The sequence below is a fragment of the Arthrobacter sp. AOP36-F1-5 genome (genome assembly GCF_058137995.1).
Genome location: NZ_CM176892.1, coordinates 3210444 through 3226900 on the forward strand (window position 1 = coordinate 3210444; position 16457 = coordinate 3226900).

Annotated in this window: 16 protein-coding genes and 1 tRNA gene; 11 read left to right on the forward strand and 6 right to left on the reverse strand. The window is 67.7% G+C overall.

Annotated elements, in window-relative coordinates; genetic code table 11:
* Nucleotides 1–35: 35 nt before the first annotated feature.
* The 7 genes from AC3ZI9_RS14690 (at nt 36) to AC3ZI9_RS14720 (ending at nt 6311) form a co-directional block, all read left to right on the forward strand.
* The gene (locus tag AC3ZI9_RS14690) at nt 36–965 is read left to right on the forward strand and encodes a LysR family transcriptional regulator (RefSeq protein WP_444553823.1); all 930 of its coding nucleotides are present in this window, start codon (nt 36–38) and stop codon (nt 963–965) included.
* A 162-nt stretch (nt 966–1127) separates the two neighbouring features.
* The gene (gene putP, locus AC3ZI9_RS14695; RefSeq protein ID WP_444553824.1) at nt 1128–2648 is read left to right on the forward strand and encodes a sodium/proline symporter PutP; all 1521 of its coding nucleotides are present in this window, start codon (nt 1128–1130) and stop codon (nt 2646–2648) included.
* Between the two features lie 253 nt (nt 2649–2901).
* The gene (locus AC3ZI9_RS14700; RefSeq protein WP_444553919.1) at nt 2902–3165 is read left to right on the forward strand and encodes a GlsB/YeaQ/YmgE family stress response membrane protein; all 264 of its coding nucleotides are present in this window, start codon (nt 2902–2904) and stop codon (nt 3163–3165) included.
* A gap of 115 nt (nt 3166–3280) precedes the next feature.
* A complete protein-coding gene (locus tag AC3ZI9_RS14705) occupies nt 3281–4684 on the forward strand; it encodes a DUF1731 domain-containing protein (RefSeq protein ID WP_444553825.1) in 1404 nt (467 codons plus the stop codon).
* 6 nt (nt 4685–4690) lie between these two features.
* Nucleotides 4691–5209, forward strand: a complete 519-nt coding sequence (locus AC3ZI9_RS14710) for a methylated-DNA--[protein]-cysteine S-methyltransferase (protein ID WP_444553826.1) — start codon at nt 4691–4693, stop codon at nt 5207–5209.
* 16 nt (nt 5210–5225) lie between these two features.
* Nucleotides 5226–5624 (forward strand): hypothetical protein, encoded by a 399-nt coding sequence (locus AC3ZI9_RS14715; protein ID WP_444553827.1) that lies wholly within the window; start codon nt 5226–5228, stop codon nt 5622–5624.
* Nucleotides 5625–5681: 57 nt separating this feature from the next.
* Complete coding sequence (locus AC3ZI9_RS14720; RefSeq protein ID WP_444553828.1) at nt 5682–6311, forward strand: DUF2249 domain-containing protein; 630 nt, start codon at nt 5682–5684, stop codon at nt 6309–6311.
* Between the two features lie 7 nt (nt 6312–6318).
* Here the strand turns inward: AC3ZI9_RS14720 and AC3ZI9_RS14725 are convergent, their stop codons facing one another.
* Nucleotides 6319–7236 (reverse strand): 2-dehydropantoate 2-reductase, encoded by a 918-nt coding sequence (locus AC3ZI9_RS14725; protein WP_444553829.1) that lies wholly within the window; start codon nt 7234–7236, stop codon nt 6319–6321.
* A 38-nt stretch (nt 7237–7274) separates the two neighbouring features.
* On the opposite strand from AC3ZI9_RS14725, the gene AC3ZI9_RS14730 reads away from it, so the two are divergent.
* A complete protein-coding gene (locus AC3ZI9_RS14730; RefSeq protein ID WP_444553830.1) occupies nt 7275–7811 on the forward strand; it encodes a DUF421 domain-containing protein in 537 nt (178 codons plus the stop codon).
* 57 nt (nt 7812–7868) lie between these two features.
* On the opposite strand, the gene AC3ZI9_RS14735 is transcribed toward AC3ZI9_RS14730, so the two are convergent.
* Nucleotides 7869–7944, reverse strand: a tRNA-Ala gene (locus AC3ZI9_RS14735).
* A 201-nt stretch (nt 7945–8145) separates the two neighbouring features.
* Here AC3ZI9_RS14735 and AC3ZI9_RS14740 point away from each other — a divergent pair.
* Nucleotides 8146–8571, forward strand: a complete 426-nt coding sequence (locus AC3ZI9_RS14740; RefSeq protein ID WP_444553831.1) for a VOC family protein — start codon at nt 8146–8148, stop codon at nt 8569–8571.
* Between the two features lie 158 nt (nt 8572–8729).
* A complete protein-coding gene (locus AC3ZI9_RS14745) occupies nt 8730–10112 on the forward strand; it encodes a sugar porter family MFS transporter (RefSeq protein ID WP_444561153.1) in 1383 nt (460 codons plus the stop codon).
* Nucleotides 10113–10125: 13 nt separating this feature from the next.
* Here the strand turns inward: AC3ZI9_RS14745 and AC3ZI9_RS14750 are convergent, their stop codons facing one another.
* From AC3ZI9_RS14750 to AC3ZI9_RS14760, 3 genes are all read right to left on the reverse strand, one after another.
* Nucleotides 10126–11361: an MFS transporter gene (locus AC3ZI9_RS14750; protein WP_444561152.1), complete on the reverse strand. Its 1236-nt coding sequence runs from the start codon at nt 11359–11361 to the stop codon at nt 10126–10128.
* 145 nt (nt 11362–11506) lie between these two features.
* Nucleotides 11507–12715 carry an NAD(P)/FAD-dependent oxidoreductase gene (locus AC3ZI9_RS14755; RefSeq protein ID WP_444561151.1) on the reverse strand — a complete coding sequence of 403 codons (1209 nt, stop codon included), beginning with the start codon at nt 12713–12715 and terminating at the stop codon, nt 11507–11509.
* A 93-nt stretch (nt 12716–12808) separates the two neighbouring features.
* Nucleotides 12809–13960, reverse strand: a complete 1152-nt coding sequence (locus AC3ZI9_RS14760; protein WP_444561150.1) for a N(5)-(carboxyethyl)ornithine synthase — start codon at nt 13958–13960, stop codon at nt 12809–12811.
* Nucleotides 13961–14067: 107 nt separating this feature from the next.
* On the opposite strand from AC3ZI9_RS14760, the gene AC3ZI9_RS14765 reads away from it, so the two are divergent.
* Nucleotides 14068–14976, forward strand: a complete 909-nt coding sequence (locus tag AC3ZI9_RS14765; RefSeq protein WP_444553836.1) for a cation diffusion facilitator family transporter — start codon at nt 14068–14070, stop codon at nt 14974–14976.
* On the opposite strand, the gene AC3ZI9_RS14770 is transcribed toward AC3ZI9_RS14765, so the two are convergent.
* Nucleotides 14973–16445, reverse strand: coding sequence for an enoyl-CoA hydratase/isomerase family protein (locus AC3ZI9_RS14770; protein ID WP_444566064.1), 1473 nt, complete (start codon nt 16443–16445; stop codon nt 14973–14975). The genes AC3ZI9_RS14765 and AC3ZI9_RS14770 overlap by 4 nt on opposite strands.
* Between the last annotated feature and the right edge of the window lie 12 nt (nt 16446–16457).

A 16457-nucleotide genomic window follows, 5' to 3' on the forward strand; every position in this document is an offset into this window, starting at 1 on the left:
AAGTGAATCGACGATGAATCGTGAAAGGGGTCACCATGCTGGAGGTCAGGAGGCTGCGCCTTTTACGGGAATTGAGCATCCGCGGCACGGTATCCGGGGTCGCCGCGGCGCTGAATTACAGTCCGTCGGCTGTCTCACAACAGTTGTCCCTGCTCGAGAAGGAAGCCGGGGTGGCACTCCTGCGCCGTAGCGGTCGGATGTTGGCCCTCACCCCGCAGGCGCAGGTCCTGGTTGCACACACCACCGAGTTGCTCGCGGCGCTGGAACGCGCCGAAGCCGCCCTGTCCAGCACCCTGCCGGCGATCTCGGGGACCGTGCGGCTGGCCATGTTCCAAAGTGCCGTACTGGCCCTGATGCCAGCCGCACTGGAGGCCTTGCGCACCGACCATCCGGGAATTCGCGTGGAAATGACCCAACACGAACCGGAAACGGCACTGCATGAGACCTGGGCCCGCGATTTCGACCTGGTGGTCGCCGAACAGTATCCGGGCCATGCGGCCACCCACTACCACGGGCTGGACCGGCAACCGCTGGCACTGGACTCCATCCGGTTGGGGGTGGCGGCCGAGGCGACCGGCCCCTCGGCGGTCGATGCCCTGGAGCAGGCCGCCACCCTGCCCTGGGTCATGGAACCGCGCGGCACCGCCTCGCGGCACTGGGCCGAGCAGCTTTGCCGGACCGCGGGCTTCGAACCGGATGTCAGATACGAATCGGCCGATCTGCAGGCACATATCGCCCTCGTGGAGTCCGGGCAGGCGGTGGCCCTGCTACCTGATCTGGTCTGGGCCCACCGTGAACCGCGGCTGCGACGCCTCGAAGTCCCCTCACGCCCCTGGCGGACGACCTTCACCGCCGCCCGGGAATCCAGCACCCAGAACCCGGCCATCGCCGCGGTCCGCAAAGCCCTGGAGGACCAGGCGGACTCCTTGGCCCGGAACACCCCCCATGTGGTCACGGAAAGATAACACCCCCGTGACGCCAATCACACAGATCATTGACAATGCCCTACTCTGAGAAGCACACACTCGCATCGCCCGGTGGTTGACAAAGGTTGACAGCTGGCCGGACGTACCTTTCCGGGGACTCCTCGGACGCACATTCCACCTTCCAGCCAAACGAGGAACACCATGTCTGAACAAGCATTCCAGCTTGTGGCCATCGTCATATATCTCGCCGCAATGCTCGGGATCGGCTACTACGCCTACCGCCAAACCTCCGACCTCGACGACTACATGCTCGCGGGCCGCGGACTCCGCCCCGGGGTCGCCGCACTCTCCGCCGGCGCCTCCGACATGTCCGGCTGGCTGCTGCTGGGCCTTCCCGGTGCCATCTACGCCTCCGGGCTGATCGAAGCCTGGATCGCCATCGGCCTGACCGTCGGCGCCTGGTTGAACTGGAAGTTCGTCGCCCCGCGCCTGCGCTCCTACACGGAGATCTCGCAGAACGCGATCACGATTCCCAGCTTCTTCGAGAAGCGGCTCAAGGATAATTCGCACGTGCTGCGCATCGCCGCCTCGGCGATCATCCTGGTCTTCTTCACCTTCTATGTCTCCTCCGGCATGGTCGCCGCAGGCAAGTTCTTCGAGAGCTCCTTCGGCTGGAACTACACCATCGGCATGGTCACCGTGGCCGTGATCACCCTGGGCTACACGCTCTTCGGCGGCTTCATCGGCGCTACCCTGACCGATGTCGCCCAGGGACTGCTGATGTTCGTTGCCCTGATCACCGTGCCGATCGTGGGCGTGATCGCCACCGGCGGCATCGGTGCCACGGTCGACGGCATCAAGGCGGCCCAGCCCGGCGCACTGAACCTCTTCGATGGATTCGGTGTGGAGCCGACCGGGCTCTGGCTGCTGGGCATCATTTCCGCCGCGGCCTGGGGCCTGGGCTACTTCGGCCAGCCGCACATCATCGTCCGGTTCATGGCACTGCGGAGCCCCGCCGACGCCAAGGCCGGCCGCCGGATCGGCGTCAGCTGGATGGCCATCTCGGCCCTCGGCGCCGTGGCCACCGCCCTGGTCGGCATCGCCTACTTCGCCGACGACCCGGCCAAGGAAATCACCGACCCGGAGACGGTCTTCCTGCTGTTGAGCCAGATCTTCTTCCACCCCTTCCTCGCCGGCCTGGTGCTGGCGGCGGTGCTGGCGGCGGTCATGTCCACGATCTCCTCGCAGCTCATCGTCTCCTCCTCCGCCTTGGTGGAGGACCTCTACAACATCGTCGGCCGGGAATCGACGCCCAAGAAGCAGGTCGCACTGGGCCGGGCCGGCGTGCTGGTGATCGCCGTGATCGCCTTCCTCATCGCCCTGGACCGCGAGGCCAGCGTGCTGGATCTGGTGGCCTTCGCCTGGGCCGGCTTCGGCGCGGCCTTCGGCCCGCTGGTGCTGCTGAGCCTGTACTGGCGCAAGCTGACGAGCACCGGCGCCTTGAGCGGCATGATCGTCGCCGCGGCCACCGTGTTCATCTGGGGCAAGACCCCCGTGTTGACGGAGAACCTGTACGAGATCATCCCGGCGTTCATCCTCAACGTCGTCGTTGCCGTCGTCGTCTCGAAGATGACGGCGAAGCCCAACGAACTCATCGACGAGGAGTTCTCCGCCATGGAGGGCCAGGTGGCAGCAAAGCCCCGCCAGGCCTCCACCAAGTAGAAGCAGGCGACCGCCGACGGCGGCATGCCACCAGCGTCCCGGATTCCGGGATGCCGGTGGCATGCCGCCGTCGTCTTTCCCGAGGGGGTGGACGGCTCGTGGCGGACCTCACGGACGCGATGTGACGACAAATCTGGTCCAGAGCGATTTTTGTCAATTCTTGCTGCTAATATTTCGATACGTACCCCGGAGACAGCATGTCCCCGGGGCAAACCGCCCACGCCACGTGGGAACGTAAAGGAGGAATATCGTGCTGCATTTCCTGGCTTTTCTACTTCTTGGACTGATTGCCGGTGCCATCGCGAAGGCGATCCTGCCCGGTAGGCAGGGAGGCGGCTGGATCGCCACCCTCATCCTCGGCGTCATCGGCGCCATGCTGGGTGGTTGGATCGGCGGCGAGTTGTTCAACGCTAATACAGGCCAATTCTTCAGCATCGTTTCCTGGATCTGGGCCATCATCGGTTCGTTGATCGTTCTGGTCATCTGGGGCTTCATCACAGGGCGCCGCAAGGCCTAGGCCATAGCGGCAACACCGACGAAGGTGGCCATCCCGCACGGGGTGGCCACCTCACGCGTTAACGCCCCTTTTCATGGCCCCTGTTTGTCCGGTGGTTCGCGGCTAAGCTGAAACCATGGCCTGGAACCGCACGCAAGAGCATGTGCTCGCCCTGGCGCCGGACGATGTCTGGCGCATCATCTCCGATCCCGCCCGCCTGCCCGACTGGAACCCCGCGGTCAGGTCCCTGGTCCCCGCCCACGACGGCGCCCTGGTTCCGGGCAGCCGGCTGGCCTTCACCCCGAATCCCCCGTTGCTGGGCGCGGTGCATTCGCGGACGGCACCGGATGCGGTGGTCACACGCAACCAGGCGGGGGTCTCCTTTGCCTGGCGCCAGCCGCAGCCCGGTGGTGGCCTGCTGGTGCATTGGGAGATCGCCGAGCATCCAGCCGGGACCCTGCTGACCCAACGGGTCGCCATCGAAGGCCACGGGTCCTGGCTGTTCACCGAGTCGAACGCCAAGCCGCTGGCCTCGCACTTCGCGGAGAATTGTGCCCGGCTCTACCGATTGGCCGGCGGAACCCCGGATCCGTCCCACCGGATCGTCATTGCCGGCGGCAGCGGCTTCCTCGGCATCCGGTTGGCCGCAGATCTCCTCTGCCACGGCCTGGACCCCGTGATCCTCACGCGGAGTCCCGACCCCGTCTCTCCGTTCCGCCAAGTCCGTTGGGATGGGCACAGCCAGGGCGCCTGGACCACCGAACTGGACCCTGCCGAGGGCAGCGTCAGCCTGGTCAACCTGGCCGGACGGCTGGTGGATGCCCGCCCCACGGCAGAGAACATCGCCGAACTGCGCGACTCGCGGGTCGATGCCACCCGCGCACTCGTCCAGGCCAGCCGGAAACACGAGGTCCCGCTGGACCACTGGGTCCAGGCCAGCACGACCGCCATCTACTCCGATGCCGGTGATGAACGGCTCACCGAGGACTCCCCCTTGCCCGAGGCCACGGCCGCCCTGCCGCAGATGACCGGTGTCGCCCGGCCCTGGGAGGAGGCACTGAACGGCGCCCGGGCCCTCCGGTCCACCATCCTGCGCACCGGCGTCGTCCTGGAACAGGAGAGTCCTGCCTTCGACCGGTTGTCCCTGCTCGCCCGCACCGGACTGGGCGGCCCGGTCGGCTCGGGCGTCCAATGGGTCAGCTGGATCCATCTGACCGATTGGCTGCGCATCGTGCGGGCCGGCCTCGGACTGGAGCCCGGGATCGATCTGGATGAAGGGGTCGTGATCGCCGCTTCCCCGGCTCCGGTCCGCAATGCCGGGTTCATGGCGGCACTGAGATCCGTGCTGGCGCCGGGCCCGTTGAAACGTTTCTCACTGGCCACCCCGGAACCGATGCTCAAACTCGGCGCGGCCGCCCTCCGCACCGACCCCGCCCTGGGTCTGACCGGACGGCATGCGACGTCGAACCGGCTGCCCCGGGCCGGGTTCGCCTTCACCTATCCCGAACTCGATGGCGCACTCGCGGCCATCACCGGTTAGTCCGCCATGCTCCGCTACGCGTACATGGACTCACCGATCGGTCGGATCCGGCTCTCCGCCACCGGGAAGGGGTTGGCCGGCGTCCACATGGAAGACCATGCCCACCAGCCCGCGGGGCCGCCGGAAGGCACCGAGGTCTCCGATTCCGCGCCCTGCCCGATCATCGGGCAGGGCATCGACGAACTCGGCGAATACTTCGCCGGCACCCGAACCCGTTTCGACGTGACCCTGGATCCCTCCGGCACCGACTTCCAGCAGCGGGTCTGGGCCCTGCTGCGCACCATCGACCATGGGACGACGCGCAGCTACGGGGATCTGGCCGCCGCACTCGGTGACCCTCATTTGTCCCGCGCCGTCGGTACCGCCAACGGACGTAACCCGCTGTCGATCATCGTCCCCTGTCATCGCGTCATCGGCGCCGATGGGTCGATGACCGGCTATGGCGGAGGGGTCGACCGCAAACTCTTCCTGCTCCGGCTCGAGGGCGTCCTGCCGTCGGCCGAGGACCAGCCCCCGTTGTTCTGACGCCCGAGGAGGCACCATGCGTACCGTCGCCATTGTCTACTACGGCCGCCACGGCCCCAGCCGCGCCTATGCCCAGGCACTGGAGAATGCCCTGCGCGGTGCGGGGAACCTGGCCGAACAGATCCAGGTGCGTGACGCCGCGGCCAACGACGTCGTCTTCTACGACGGGCTGGTCCTGGTCGGGCCGCCACTCTTCGGCCGCCTGCATGGCCTGGCCCTGGCCCGCGCGCTCGCCCCCGAACGCCGTAGCGCCGTCGTGGTCCTCGGCGGAAACCGGCCGGCGGAACACTACCGGAAGCTGTTCCGTCCGGCCGAGCGCCCCAGCATCTCCTTCTTCCAGGAGCAATCCCACCAGGACACCTCGGTGGTCTTTTCCACGGTGGCCCCGGTGGTGGACTGGGCCAGGAAGCTCTAGGAACGGCCACGGCCTACCGTGGAGTCACCAGTTCCCCCGAAATCAAGGAGACCACCGATGACCAACACCGATCCTCCCGGAACCACGCAGGAACTGGACCTGCGGGAACTGGATGCCCCCGAGCGCCACCGGCACGTCCTGGAACGGTATGCGCAGCTGCCGGTCGAGGCGTCCCTTCTTCTGGTCGACGACCGCGACCCGCACGACCTGCGCCACGAGTTCGAGTCCGAACACCCGGGCAGCCACGAGTGGGAGCAGCTGGCCTCCGGCCCCGGACGGTGGCGTATCCGCCTCACGAAAATGGCCAGCACCCCGCTGCCTCGGTTGCTACTCGACACCCGGGCCGTGGCCGGGCGAACGGGCGAACCCGGGGTCTCGGGAGCGGTGTGGAACATTCCGGCCCGCGAACGCGACCTCGACTCGAACATCATCTCCCTGGAGCCTGGAGGCTCCATCGACGCCTACGCCGGCCCCGAACTCGATGTACTCATCCACGTCCTGGGCGGCGAGGGCACCCTGGGCACCGAACGCGGGGACGTCCCGCTCTCCCCCGGGTCGCTGGTCTGGTTGCCCCGCCGGTCCCGGCGGTCATTCGCGGCCGGGCCGGGCGGGCTGCGCTACCTCACGGTGCATCAGCGCCGGCAGTCACTGGTGCTGCGGACCACGCGTCCCGACGCCCCGGCCTGACCCCTCCTCAGGGTGCCGGTGCGGCCGCGGCCCGCCCGCCGGCCCGGAGCTGCACCAACGTCAGATCCACCAGCGGAGTGTCCACCTCCACGGCGCGGGCCCGCACCTGGAGGTCCCCCAGGATGTGTTCGGCCTCCGTGGCGTGTCCGGAGACCACATCACGGTAGAGCGAGGAAACGAACGCCGAACCGGGATCGGTGAGCAGACCGACGGCCTGGTCGTGGCTGGCCGTCTGCGTGCGATGCCCGGCCGCCGCGGCGACGGCCTCGGTTTCGGCGATCGCGGCATCGATATGGGCCCGCCCCCCGGCGGCGAGGATGTTGCCGACACTGTTGCGGAACAGGCAGGTGACGACCCCGGCGGCGGCAATGAACACCCACTTGTCCCAGAGCGCCTGCAGCACGTCGTTCGTTTCGAAGAGCTCCAGCCCGGGGACCCGCAGCGTGTCGGAGATCCGTGCAGGCACGGCACTGCCGTCGAAGGTGCCGATGGTCATGGTGGCCAGGTCCGTCATTTGCCGCACGGAACCCTCCTCGCCCAATGCGGCAATGATCTTCACCAACCCGCCCAGCGGGATTCCGGCCGGCAGGGACCGGATCAGGTCGATATGGCGCATCCCGTTGAGGAAGGGGACGACGGTGGTCCCGGTGCCGATGAACGGGGCCGCGTCGTCCAGGGCGGCGTCGAGGCCGGTGGCCTTCACGGCCAGCAGGACCAGATCGAATTCCCCGGCGGACTGACCGGCCGTGATGACCTGGACGGGCAGGACCCGGTCACCGTCCGGGGCCATGAACCGCAGCCCCCCGCGGCGGAGTTCTTCGGCCCGGGCGGCCCGGACCAGATAGGTGACGTCACGGCCTGCTTCCAGCAGTCGTGCACCAAAAGCACCACCGGTGGCCCCGGCGCCTACGATCAGTATCCTCATATCGACAGTATCCCCCACCCCCATGCCAGAATGTCCGAATGGACTTGAGTTACTTCTGGACCGGCTGGGAGCCGGTCATACATACCCTGCTCATCGGCATCGTCGGCTATCTCGTGCTGGTGATCCTGCTCCGGGGGACCGGGCCGCGCACCATGGCGAAAATGACGCCGTTGGACTTCGTCATCGCCGTCACCCTGGGGTCCACCTTCGGCCGCACCGTCACGGCGGTCGATGTCAGTCTCGCCCAGGCGGTGGCAGCACTGGTGCTGCTCGTCGGGGTGCAGTGGGCCCTGGCAGGTCTCCGGGCGCGCTGGAACGTCATGCGCCGTGTCCTGGACTCACCCCCGGTGCTGCTCTACTACAACGAGGAACTGCAGCACCGGGCGTTGCGCCGCCACCGGTTGACGGAAGCCGATGTGCACACCGCTGCCCGGCAATCGGGGCAGGGGTCCCTGGCGGACGTCCAGGCAGTGGTCCTGCAACAGGACGGCTCGCTGGGAGTCATCACCCGTTCCGCGATGGGCGACGGCTCCAGCATCCTGCCCTACGCCGAGCGCGAGGGTGAAGGCCACTAACCCGGGAAAGACAAAAAGGGCTTCCCGATTCCAATGAACCGGGAAGCCCTTTTCCTGTGGTGGAGGTAAGGGGATTCGAACCCCTGACCTTCTGCATGCCATGCAGACGCGCTACCAACTGCGCCATACCCCCGCAGGTCGTCCCCACCGTCGGCTTCCGACGTCCGGGACGATTCAATAATCTACAGCACCGGCCCCGTGATGCGCCAATCGGGGCCTCCCACGCGGGAGCGCCACCGGCAGGAGCACCCCTCCCCTTCACAAGCCCGCGCTGCGGCAGCAGGATGGGTGGAGGACACCACCGTGTCCGTTCCCCCGGACGAAGGGCACCACCATGAGCATCGGAATGACCCCCTACTTGAGCTTCGGCGGCAATGCCCGTGAAGCCATGGAATTCTACAAATCAGTTTTCGGCGGCGAGCTGAGCGTGCTGACCTTCGCCGAGGGCATGGGCGAAAAGGATCCGGAACAGAGCCAAAAAGTCATGCACTCCTCGTTGTTCCTCGAACGGGGCATCCACCTGATGGCCAGTGATCCGGGCCCGGGATGCGATCCCACCCCGAACGGGACCATCTCGCTGAGTTCGGACGGGTCCGAGGGCGGCGACGGGGACACCCTGCGCGGCTGGTGGGACCGGCTCGCCGCCGACGCCACCATCACCATGGCACTGGAAGAAGCCCCCTGGGGCGATTCCTTCGGACAACTGACCGATGGGTTCGGCATCAACTGGATGTTCAACATCACGGCCGCCCACGGCTAGGCCCCGGGCCGCCTTCCGGCCCCGGAGGGTGCTGGCTGTTCCGGAGGGGACCAGGACCAGTAGGCTGAAAACGGTGGACCAGGCCACCTCGTCCAGGTGCTTCGCCTGCCGTGGCAGCCCCACGGCCCGCGTCCCGACCATCTCTCAAGAAAGCCGCCATGCGCACAGAATCCCGGGACCGCACGAACCCTGCCCCGAAATCGCCCAAACTGGTCTACGCGGTCAGTGCCATCGCAGCGGTCGGGGGTTTCCTCTTCGGCTACGACACCGGGGTGATCTCCGGGGCCCTGCTGTTCATCAACGACGACTTCTCCCTGACACCGCTCACCGAAGGCGTGGTCGTCAGTTCCATCCTCGTCGGGGCGATCATCGGCGCCGTGGGATGCGGGCCCCTCGCGGACCGTCATGGACGGAAGAACACCATCATCGCCGCGGCAACCGTCTTCACGATTGGTGCACTGTTGGCGGCCTTCGCCCCCACGGCGGAACTACTGGTCGTCGCCCGCCTGGTCCTGGGTCTGGCGGTCGGGGCCGCGTCGGTGCTGGTTCCGCTCTTCATCGCCGAAGCAGCACCCCCGGCGATCCGCGGTCGGCTGGTTTCGGCCAACCAGCTGCTCATCACCATCGGCATCCTGGCTGCCTACCTGACCAACGCACTGTTCGCCTACGACGGCGGATGGCGGTGGATGTTCGGTCTGGGCGTGATTCCGGCGATCGTGTTGGGCGTGGGGATGCTCTTCCTGCCGGAGACCCCCCGGTGGCTCTTCGAGAAGGGGCGGACCGAGGAGGCCCGCACCGTATTGGGCCGGCTCCGGGACCCGCAGACGGCCGATACCGAGTTCCAGGAGATCCACCGGTCCCTGCATGAGGACCTCGAACCCAAGTCCACACTGCGCGACCTCACCACTCCGTGGGTCCGGCCGGCGCTGATCGCCGGCATAGGCGTGTCCATCTTCGGCCAGGCCAGCGGCATCAACAGCGTCATCTACTACGCCCCGACGATCTTCAACTCCACCGGGCTCGGAGCCTCCACCGCCATCCTGGGCACCGTGGGCATCGGGGCCGTGAACGTCGTCATGACCATCGTCGGCATGTCCCTGGTGGACAGGATCGGGCGTCGCATCCTGCTGATGACCGGATTCGCCGTCATGAGCATCACGCTCCTCGTCCTCGGCTTCGTGCTCCACGGCGACAGCCTGGACCCCTCGGCCGGGTGGATCGCCATGGTGTGTCTGGCCGTCTACATCGCCGCCTTCGGCGCCAGCGTCGGCATCGTCGTCTTCGTGCTGCCCTCCGAGGTCTACCCGCAGCGGATCCGCGGCTCGGCCATGAGCGCCACCCTGATGTGCAACTGGGGCATGAACTTCGTGGTGTCGCTGACCTTCCTGTCCCTGTTCGACGCGCTCGGCAAGTCGTGGACCTTCTGGCTCTATGCCCTCATCTGTGCGCTGGGCTGGCTCTTCGCCGTCAAGCTCGTTCCCGAGACCAAGGGACGCAGCCTGGAGGAGATCGAGTCCTGGTCACGGGCGCGGGCGAACTGATGCCCCCTGGGGTCTAGTTGGCCCCGGCGGCCGGGATTTGCGCCGCGGCCGCGTCGGCGGCCGCCCGGACCTTGAAGACCCGGGCGGTCAGCAGTGCCAGGCACAGACCCAGCAGGGCCAGGCCCGCCCCCAGGAAGGCCGGGGCCTGGTAGCCGAAGCCGAGTTTGATCACCACGGCACCCAGGGCCGCACCGAGGGCGTTGGCGACATTCAGCGCCGAGTGGTTCAACGAGGCCGCCAACGATTGGGCCTTCGGCGCCGAATCCATGAGCAGGGCCTGCAGGCTCGGCACCAGGATGGAGCCGGTACCGCCGAGGATGAAGACCAGGATCAGGGCGGGCACCGGGTAGGGCGAGAGGACCCCGAAGGCGCTCATGAACACGACCATGGCCGAGGTGGCGATGTAGATGCTGCCATGGACCGACCAGTCGGCCAGCCTCCCACCCAGCAGGTTCCCCAGGACCATCCCGATCCCGTAGAGGCTCAGGACCAGCGGGACGGCCCCTTTTTCCAGACCGGTGACATCGGTCAGGGTCGGTGAGATGTAGGAGTAGACGGCGAAGAAGCCCCCGAAGCCGACGATGCCGGTGGCCATCGCCAACCAGACCCGTCCGCTGCGCAACGCGGACAGTTCCCGGCGGATGCTCGCCCCCTCATGGATCGGGTTGTAGGGGACCCAGAGGCGGATGCAGATCAACGTCAGGACACCGACCAGGGCCACCGAGGCGAACATCCACCGCCACCCCAGCTGCTGACCCAGCCAGGTCACCGCGGGCACCCCGAGGACGTTGGCCACCGACAGGCCCATCATGACCCAGGCGATCGCCCGGCCACGCATGGTGGCGGGGACCAGGTTCCCGGCGAGGATGGCGGCGAGTCCGAAGTAGGCCCCGTGGGGCAGCCCGGAGAGGAAGCGGGTCACCAGCATCGAATCGTAGGTCGGGGCCAGGAACGAGGAGAAGTTGGCGAGGGTGAAGAACACCATCAGCCAGGACACCATCGTCTTATGCGCCACCCGGGCCCCCAGGGCGGTCAGCAGCGGGGCCCCGACCACGACGCCGAGGGCGTAGGCGGAAATCATCAGCCCCATGTCGGCGTTGCCGACACCGAGGTCCGTTGCCCCCTCCTGGAGCAGGCCCATGATGGCGAACTCGGTGGTGCCGATGCCGAATCCGCCCAACGCCAGCGAGACCATGGCAATGAACAGGGGACGCCCGGTAAGCATGGTGTTATGTGGCGGGTGGGTCATGCGGCGGTTCCTACCTTCGGGGTTCTGCGGTGGAGGGTGACCGGCCAGGTGCCTCTTTGCCGTCCGTGGCGCGTATCGACCACAACAGTCTATGGACCCCGTTCCATTCCCGCACCATCGACGACGCGGAGCCCCGCCCCGGGGCTCAGAGGTCGGCCAGTTCCACCCCGGTGTCGGCCAGCCGCTCCTCAGCCACCGTGCGGCCCACTATGGAACGCAGGGTGTCGTTGACATCCCAGATGTTCACGTTCATGGCCGCCGTAACGACGCCTTCCTCGAGCCAGAAGGCAATGAACTCCCCCGAGTCCAGGCTCCCCCGGACGACGGCCTGGGCACCGGGCCCGGCATGCCCGACGTATTCCATGCCCAGATCGAACTGGTCGGTGAAGAAGTAGGGCAGCCAGTCGTAGCGGTCCGCATGCTTCAGGATGGTCTTGGCCGCGAGTTCACCTTGCCGGATGGCGTTGTCCCAGTGCTCGACCCGCAGCCGGCCCAATTTGGTGTTCACCGCGTTGGCGAGGTCCCCGGCGGCGAGGATATCGGGATCGCTGGTGCGCAACGACGCGTCCACCAGCACCCCGTTGTCGGTTTCGAGCCCGGCGGCCTCCGCCAGGGAGGTGGCCGGGACGGCGCCGATGGCAATGAGCACGACGTCGGCCGGCACCTCGCCGTCCGAGGTGTCCAGGCCGGCGGCCCGTCCGTCCCGTTCGATGATGCCCTTCACCTGGGTGCCCAGGCGCAGCTGGACCCCGTTGCTGCGGTGCACCTCCGCGAAGTGTGCGCCGATCTTTTCGCCCATGACGTTTTCCAGCGGCGTGTTGTTCGGGGCGACCACGGTCACTTCCATCCCGGCCTGCCGGGCGCTGGCGGCGACTTCGAGGCCGATCCAGCCGGCCCCGACGACGGCGAGGCGCCCTCCGGCGGCCAGGGCGTCCTTGAGAATCTGCGCATCGCCCAGCCGGCGCAACATCATCACCCCGGGCAGATCGGTCCCGGGCAGGTCGAGGTGACGCGAATCGGCGCCGGTGGCCAACAGCAACTGGCCATAGGGGAACTCATCCCCCGAATCCAGCCGCACCACATGACGTTGACGGTCGATCTCGGAGGCGTGCCCACCGAGCACCAGGTTCACCTCGTGCGCGGCGTACCATTCGGCGTCGTGCTCGACGCCTGCCTCGGCGTCCTGCTTGCCCTGGAGGAACTCCTTGGACAGCGGGGGACGCTCATAGGGCGGGGTCGCCTCATCGGCGATCAGGGTGATGCTCCCGGAGTACCCCTGCTCGCGCAGGGTCTGGGCGGCATGCGATGCCGCGAGTCCCCCACCGATGATGACCGTACCGTCCGATGTTGCCATGATGACCTCCCGGCTGATGCTGCTTTTCCCCGGTATGGGGACTCCTTCCTTCAACGTAGGCCCGTCCCCGCCGGGGTGCAAGCACCGGTGGGATCAGGCCGGCTCGTGCGGGTACCCCAGCGCCCGGTGCTGGAATTCGAGGATCGCCGGGTTGGCGACCGCACCGTCCCGGATCTCGATGGCCCGGGTGACGGTTTCGCTGTTTCCCCAGGCGTCCGGACCGCCCATGACCAGGGGCAGGAACGGCAGAAGTGCCTCGCTGATCTCCCAGCTGGCCGAGTTCCAGAGATAGGACGGGCTGTGGTCCACCGCGTAGTAGTCGATGTTCTTTCCAACGGTGAACATCGGCTCCGCGAAGGTGGTGGGACGGGCCCAGTCGAAGCCCATTCCCGCGTCGCAGGAGACGTCGATGATCAGGCTGCCCGGTTCGAACGCCCCCAGGTCCTCCGTGCGCAGATACAGCAACGGGTCGTTGGGGTCCTGCAAGGTGCAGTTCACCACGATGTCGCTTTCGGCCAGGAACGGTGCCAGCGGGACCCGCCCCCGGTCATCGGTGATGACCTCGGAGAGGTAGGGGCCGCCGTCGTGGTCGAATTGGATCATCTGTGCGGCGTGGATCGGCGCCGCCACCGAGGCGACCTTGCGGTTGGTGAGCACCCGGATGTCGCTCACCCCGTGGGCCTTCAGCGCGGTGACCGCACCCCGGGCGGTGGCCCCGAAACCGATGACGACGGCGGTGAGCCGGCGCCCGTAGTCCCCGGTGACCCCGGTCAGGGCCATCGAATGGATGACCGAGCTGTAGCCGGCGAGCTCGTTGTTCTTATGGAAGACATGCAGGGAGAACCCGCCGTCACCGGCCCAGTGGTTCATGGCTTCGAAGGCGATCAGCGTCAGCTTCTTGTCGATGGCCAGCTGGGTCATTTCGCGGTCCTGGACGCAATGCGGCCACCCCCAGAGCGTCTGGCCTTCGTGCAGGTCCTCGAGGTCCCGGGCCTGCGGTTTGGCCAGCAGGACCGTATCGGCGGCATCGATGACAGCGGTACGGTTCGATACCCCGCGAACCAGGGTGGTCAGATCGGCGTCGGAATATCCGAACCTCTCCCCGTAGCCCTCCTCCAGAACCATGCGGGCCCGCAATGCCGGATCGATGCGTTCCAGGTGCGCGGGGTGGATGGGGACGCGATGCTCGTCGACTTTTCGCGATATGCCCAGTACGCCCAGAACGGGTTCCTTCTCAGTTGCCATGGTCCACATCCCTTATCGGGGCGCCGCCCTGGCGCCATTGGCCTTAGGCTACACCGCAGCCGGGCCCACGGTCCCCGGTCCTAGACTGGCACCATGGGGAAGCCAACATGACCGTGGTCATCGCGTTCATCGCCAACATCCTGGTGGCGATCGCGAAGTCGGTGGCTGCCGTGGTGACCGGCTCGGCCTCCATGGTCGCGGAGGCCGCCCACTCCTGGGCCGATGCGGGAAACGAGATCTTCCTGCTCATCGCCGACCGGCGTTCGGCCCGCCCGAAGGACTCAAGGCACCCGCTGGGTTTCGGGCGGGAAGCCTACGTCTGGTCGATGTTCGCCGCCGTGGGGATCTTCACCGCCGGCGCCGTCTTCTCGATCATGCACGGGCTCCAGGAACTCAGCAACCCGGCCCCCGTGGAGTCCCCCGGGATCGCCTTCCTCATCCTGGGGCTGGCCTTCCTGATCGAGGGCACCTCCTTCACCCAGGCCGTGGTGCAGGCCCGGCGCAAGGCCCAAGCGCAGGGCACCTCGACGTTCGAGCTGGTGCTGCGGACCTCCAATACGACCCTGCGGGCCGTGGTGGCGGAGGACTTCGCCGCCCTGATCGGTCTCCTCGCCGCCGGCACCGGCATCTACCTCCACCAGGTCACCGGCGATGCCCGATGGGATGCGGCCGGCTCGATCGTCATCGGCGTGCTGCTGGCCGTCGTGGCGTTGGTGCTCATCGACAGGAACCGGTTGTTCCTGATCGGCGCCAGTTCCACCCCGGAAATCCGGGCGCGGGTCGGCCGGGCCCTGCAGCGGCATCGGGAAATCGAGCGGGTCACCTACCTGCATCTGGAATACATCGGACCGGACCGGCTTTTTCTGGTCGCCGAAGTGGATCTGGTGGGAAACGATCCGGAGGAGGACGTGGCCCGGCAGATGCGCCGGCTCGAACGTGAGCTCGAAGCCCATGAAGGCATCGAAACAGCCGTGTTGTCGCTCTCGGTCAGCGACGAGGCGTCACTGGAGTTCTAGGCCTCACGCCAGCGGGTGATTCCACCGGTCCACGCCGGGAATCCGGCACCATCTACCGAGGCGATGTTCAGTGCTGCGGCCATCGCCGGCCCCTGGTCCTCCAGGTGTTTGCGTCCGGCCCGGGCCATCGCCGAGAGCAGGCGTGTCTGGGCCGGATCGGTGGACAGCCCGGGGGCCTCCTGCCCTCCTTCGGGGGCCGGGGCGATGGCGTCCCGGCGGGGCGGCTCCTGCAGGCTTTCGACCACGGCCTGGAACAGCGGGGACGCCAGCCCCGCCTTCTCGGCGGCCCGTTCAACGGAGATGGCTGACATCCCCCCGACCACCAGGTCCCGTGCGGTGTCCCGGGCGGCCGCCAGGAGGTCCGCTCCCATCCGCCGGGCCATTTCCGGGGCGCTCATCCGCGCATCCTCGCCGACTTCGTCGTCCGCCACCGCAGCGGTTCCCGCGGCGGCAGGAGTCTGGGCAGCGGCGGAGGTCACCGCATCGGGAACGGCACCGGTGGTCGCGTCGATGGCCTGGCGTCCGGCCGCCTTGCGGTCGGTGTGCCGCAGGCCGATCATCGCCGTGGAGACCGGCGAAACGACGGTCTGCGTGTAGTAGCGGGCCTCGATGGCGGTGGCTGTCTCCACGTCGACCTGTGCCCCTTCCACGGCGGCGGCGAGGATGGCGCGTGGCGCCGGGTTGTGCAGCGCGTCCGGGCGGCCGCGCAGTCGGGCGGGCAGGAACTGCAGGATCTCGGTCAACGCGTTCCGGCCGGGTCCGGTGGGAACCTGCGGTGCCCCGTCGGGAAAGACGTAGCCCTCGGCGTCCCAGGGCTGGCGCGCCACGGGATGCTCCCGGATCCACCGTCGTGCTGCCGGCAGCAGGTGTTCCTCGGTCTCGAGCGACTCGTCGATGATGCCCAGTTGGAGCCCGTCCCGGGCGCCCACGATGGTTCCGCTGAGCAGCAGTTCGTCCAGGGCGCGTTCGATGCCGAGCAGCCGGGTGGTGCGCAGGACGCCTCCGGCGCCCGGGCAGATCCCGAAATCGACTTCGGGCAGACCGAACCTGTTGCCGGGGGCGTCCACGGCGATGCGGTGGTGGGTGGCCAAGGCCAGCCCCAGGCCGCCGCCGATGGCCGCCCCGTTCAGTGCGGCCACGACGGGGACCCCGGTCGTTTCCAGGCGGCGCAGCAACCGGCCCCACCCCCGGGCCAGCTCATCCACCGTCCGGGCATCCGCGGCGGTCGCCGCGGCCATCGCCTCCAGATCGGCGCTGGCGCAGAAACTGCTCTTCGCCGAGGTGAGGATGATTCCGGCGACGGAGGCGGGGTCCGCGGCCCGGCGTTCGTCGAGGGCATCCAGCCGTCGGGTCATCGAGGCGATGAAGGCAGCATCGAGCAGGTTCACCGTCCGTCCGGGGGCATCGAGGATCCAGGTGAGGATCCCGGCGTCGTCCTCCTGCTCGCGAATGGCCTCTTGCTCTTCCATGTCCATCCTCCG

What these genes read in the sequence shown, in the direction of transcription:
- AC3ZI9_RS14690 (WP_444553823.1), top strand. Translation starts at nt 36, where the DNA reads ATGCTGGAGGTCAGGAGGCTGCGCCTTTTACGGGAATTGAGCATCCGC.
- putP (WP_444553824.1), top strand. Translation starts at nt 1,128, where the DNA reads ATGTCTGAACAAGCATTCCAGCTTGTGGCCATCGTCATATATCTCGCC.
- AC3ZI9_RS14705 (WP_444553825.1), top strand. Translation starts at nt 3,281, where the DNA reads ATGGCCTGGAACCGCACGCAAGAGCATGTGCTCGCCCTGGCGCCGGAC.
- AC3ZI9_RS14710 (WP_444553826.1), top strand. Translation starts at nt 4,691, where the DNA reads ATGCTCCGCTACGCGTACATGGACTCACCGATCGGTCGGATCCGGCTC.
- AC3ZI9_RS14715 (WP_444553827.1), top strand. Translation starts at nt 5,226, where the DNA reads ATGCGTACCGTCGCCATTGTCTACTACGGCCGCCACGGCCCCAGCCGC.
- AC3ZI9_RS14720 (WP_444553828.1), top strand. Translation starts at nt 5,682, where the DNA reads ATGACCAACACCGATCCTCCCGGAACCACGCAGGAACTGGACCTGCGG.
- AC3ZI9_RS14725 (WP_444553829.1), bottom strand. Translation starts at nt 7,236, where the DNA reads ATGAGGATACTGATCGTAGGCGCCGGGGCCACCGGTGGTGCTTTTGGT.
- AC3ZI9_RS14730 (WP_444553830.1), top strand. Translation starts at nt 7,275, where the DNA reads ATGGACTTGAGTTACTTCTGGACCGGCTGGGAGCCGGTCATACATACC.
- AC3ZI9_RS14740 (WP_444553831.1), top strand. Translation starts at nt 8,146, where the DNA reads ATGAGCATCGGAATGACCCCCTACTTGAGCTTCGGCGGCAATGCCCGT.
- AC3ZI9_RS14745 (WP_444561153.1), top strand. Translation starts at nt 8,730, where the DNA reads ATGCGCACAGAATCCCGGGACCGCACGAACCCTGCCCCGAAATCGCCC.
- AC3ZI9_RS14750 (WP_444561152.1), bottom strand. Translation starts at nt 11,361, where the DNA reads ATGACCCACCCGCCACATAACACCATGCTTACCGGGCGTCCCCTGTTC.
- AC3ZI9_RS14755 (WP_444561151.1), bottom strand. Translation starts at nt 12,715, where the DNA reads ATGGCAACATCGGACGGTACGGTCATCATCGGTGGGGGACTCGCGGCA.
- AC3ZI9_RS14760 (WP_444561150.1), bottom strand. Translation starts at nt 13,960, where the DNA reads ATGGCAACTGAGAAGGAACCCGTTCTGGGCGTACTGGGCATATCGCGA.
- AC3ZI9_RS14765 (WP_444553836.1), top strand. Translation starts at nt 14,068, where the DNA reads ATGACCGTGGTCATCGCGTTCATCGCCAACATCCTGGTGGCGATCGCG.
- AC3ZI9_RS14770 (WP_444566064.1), bottom strand. Translation starts at nt 16,445, where the DNA reads ATGGAAGAGCAAGAGGCCATTCGCGAGCAGGAGGACGACGCCGGGATC.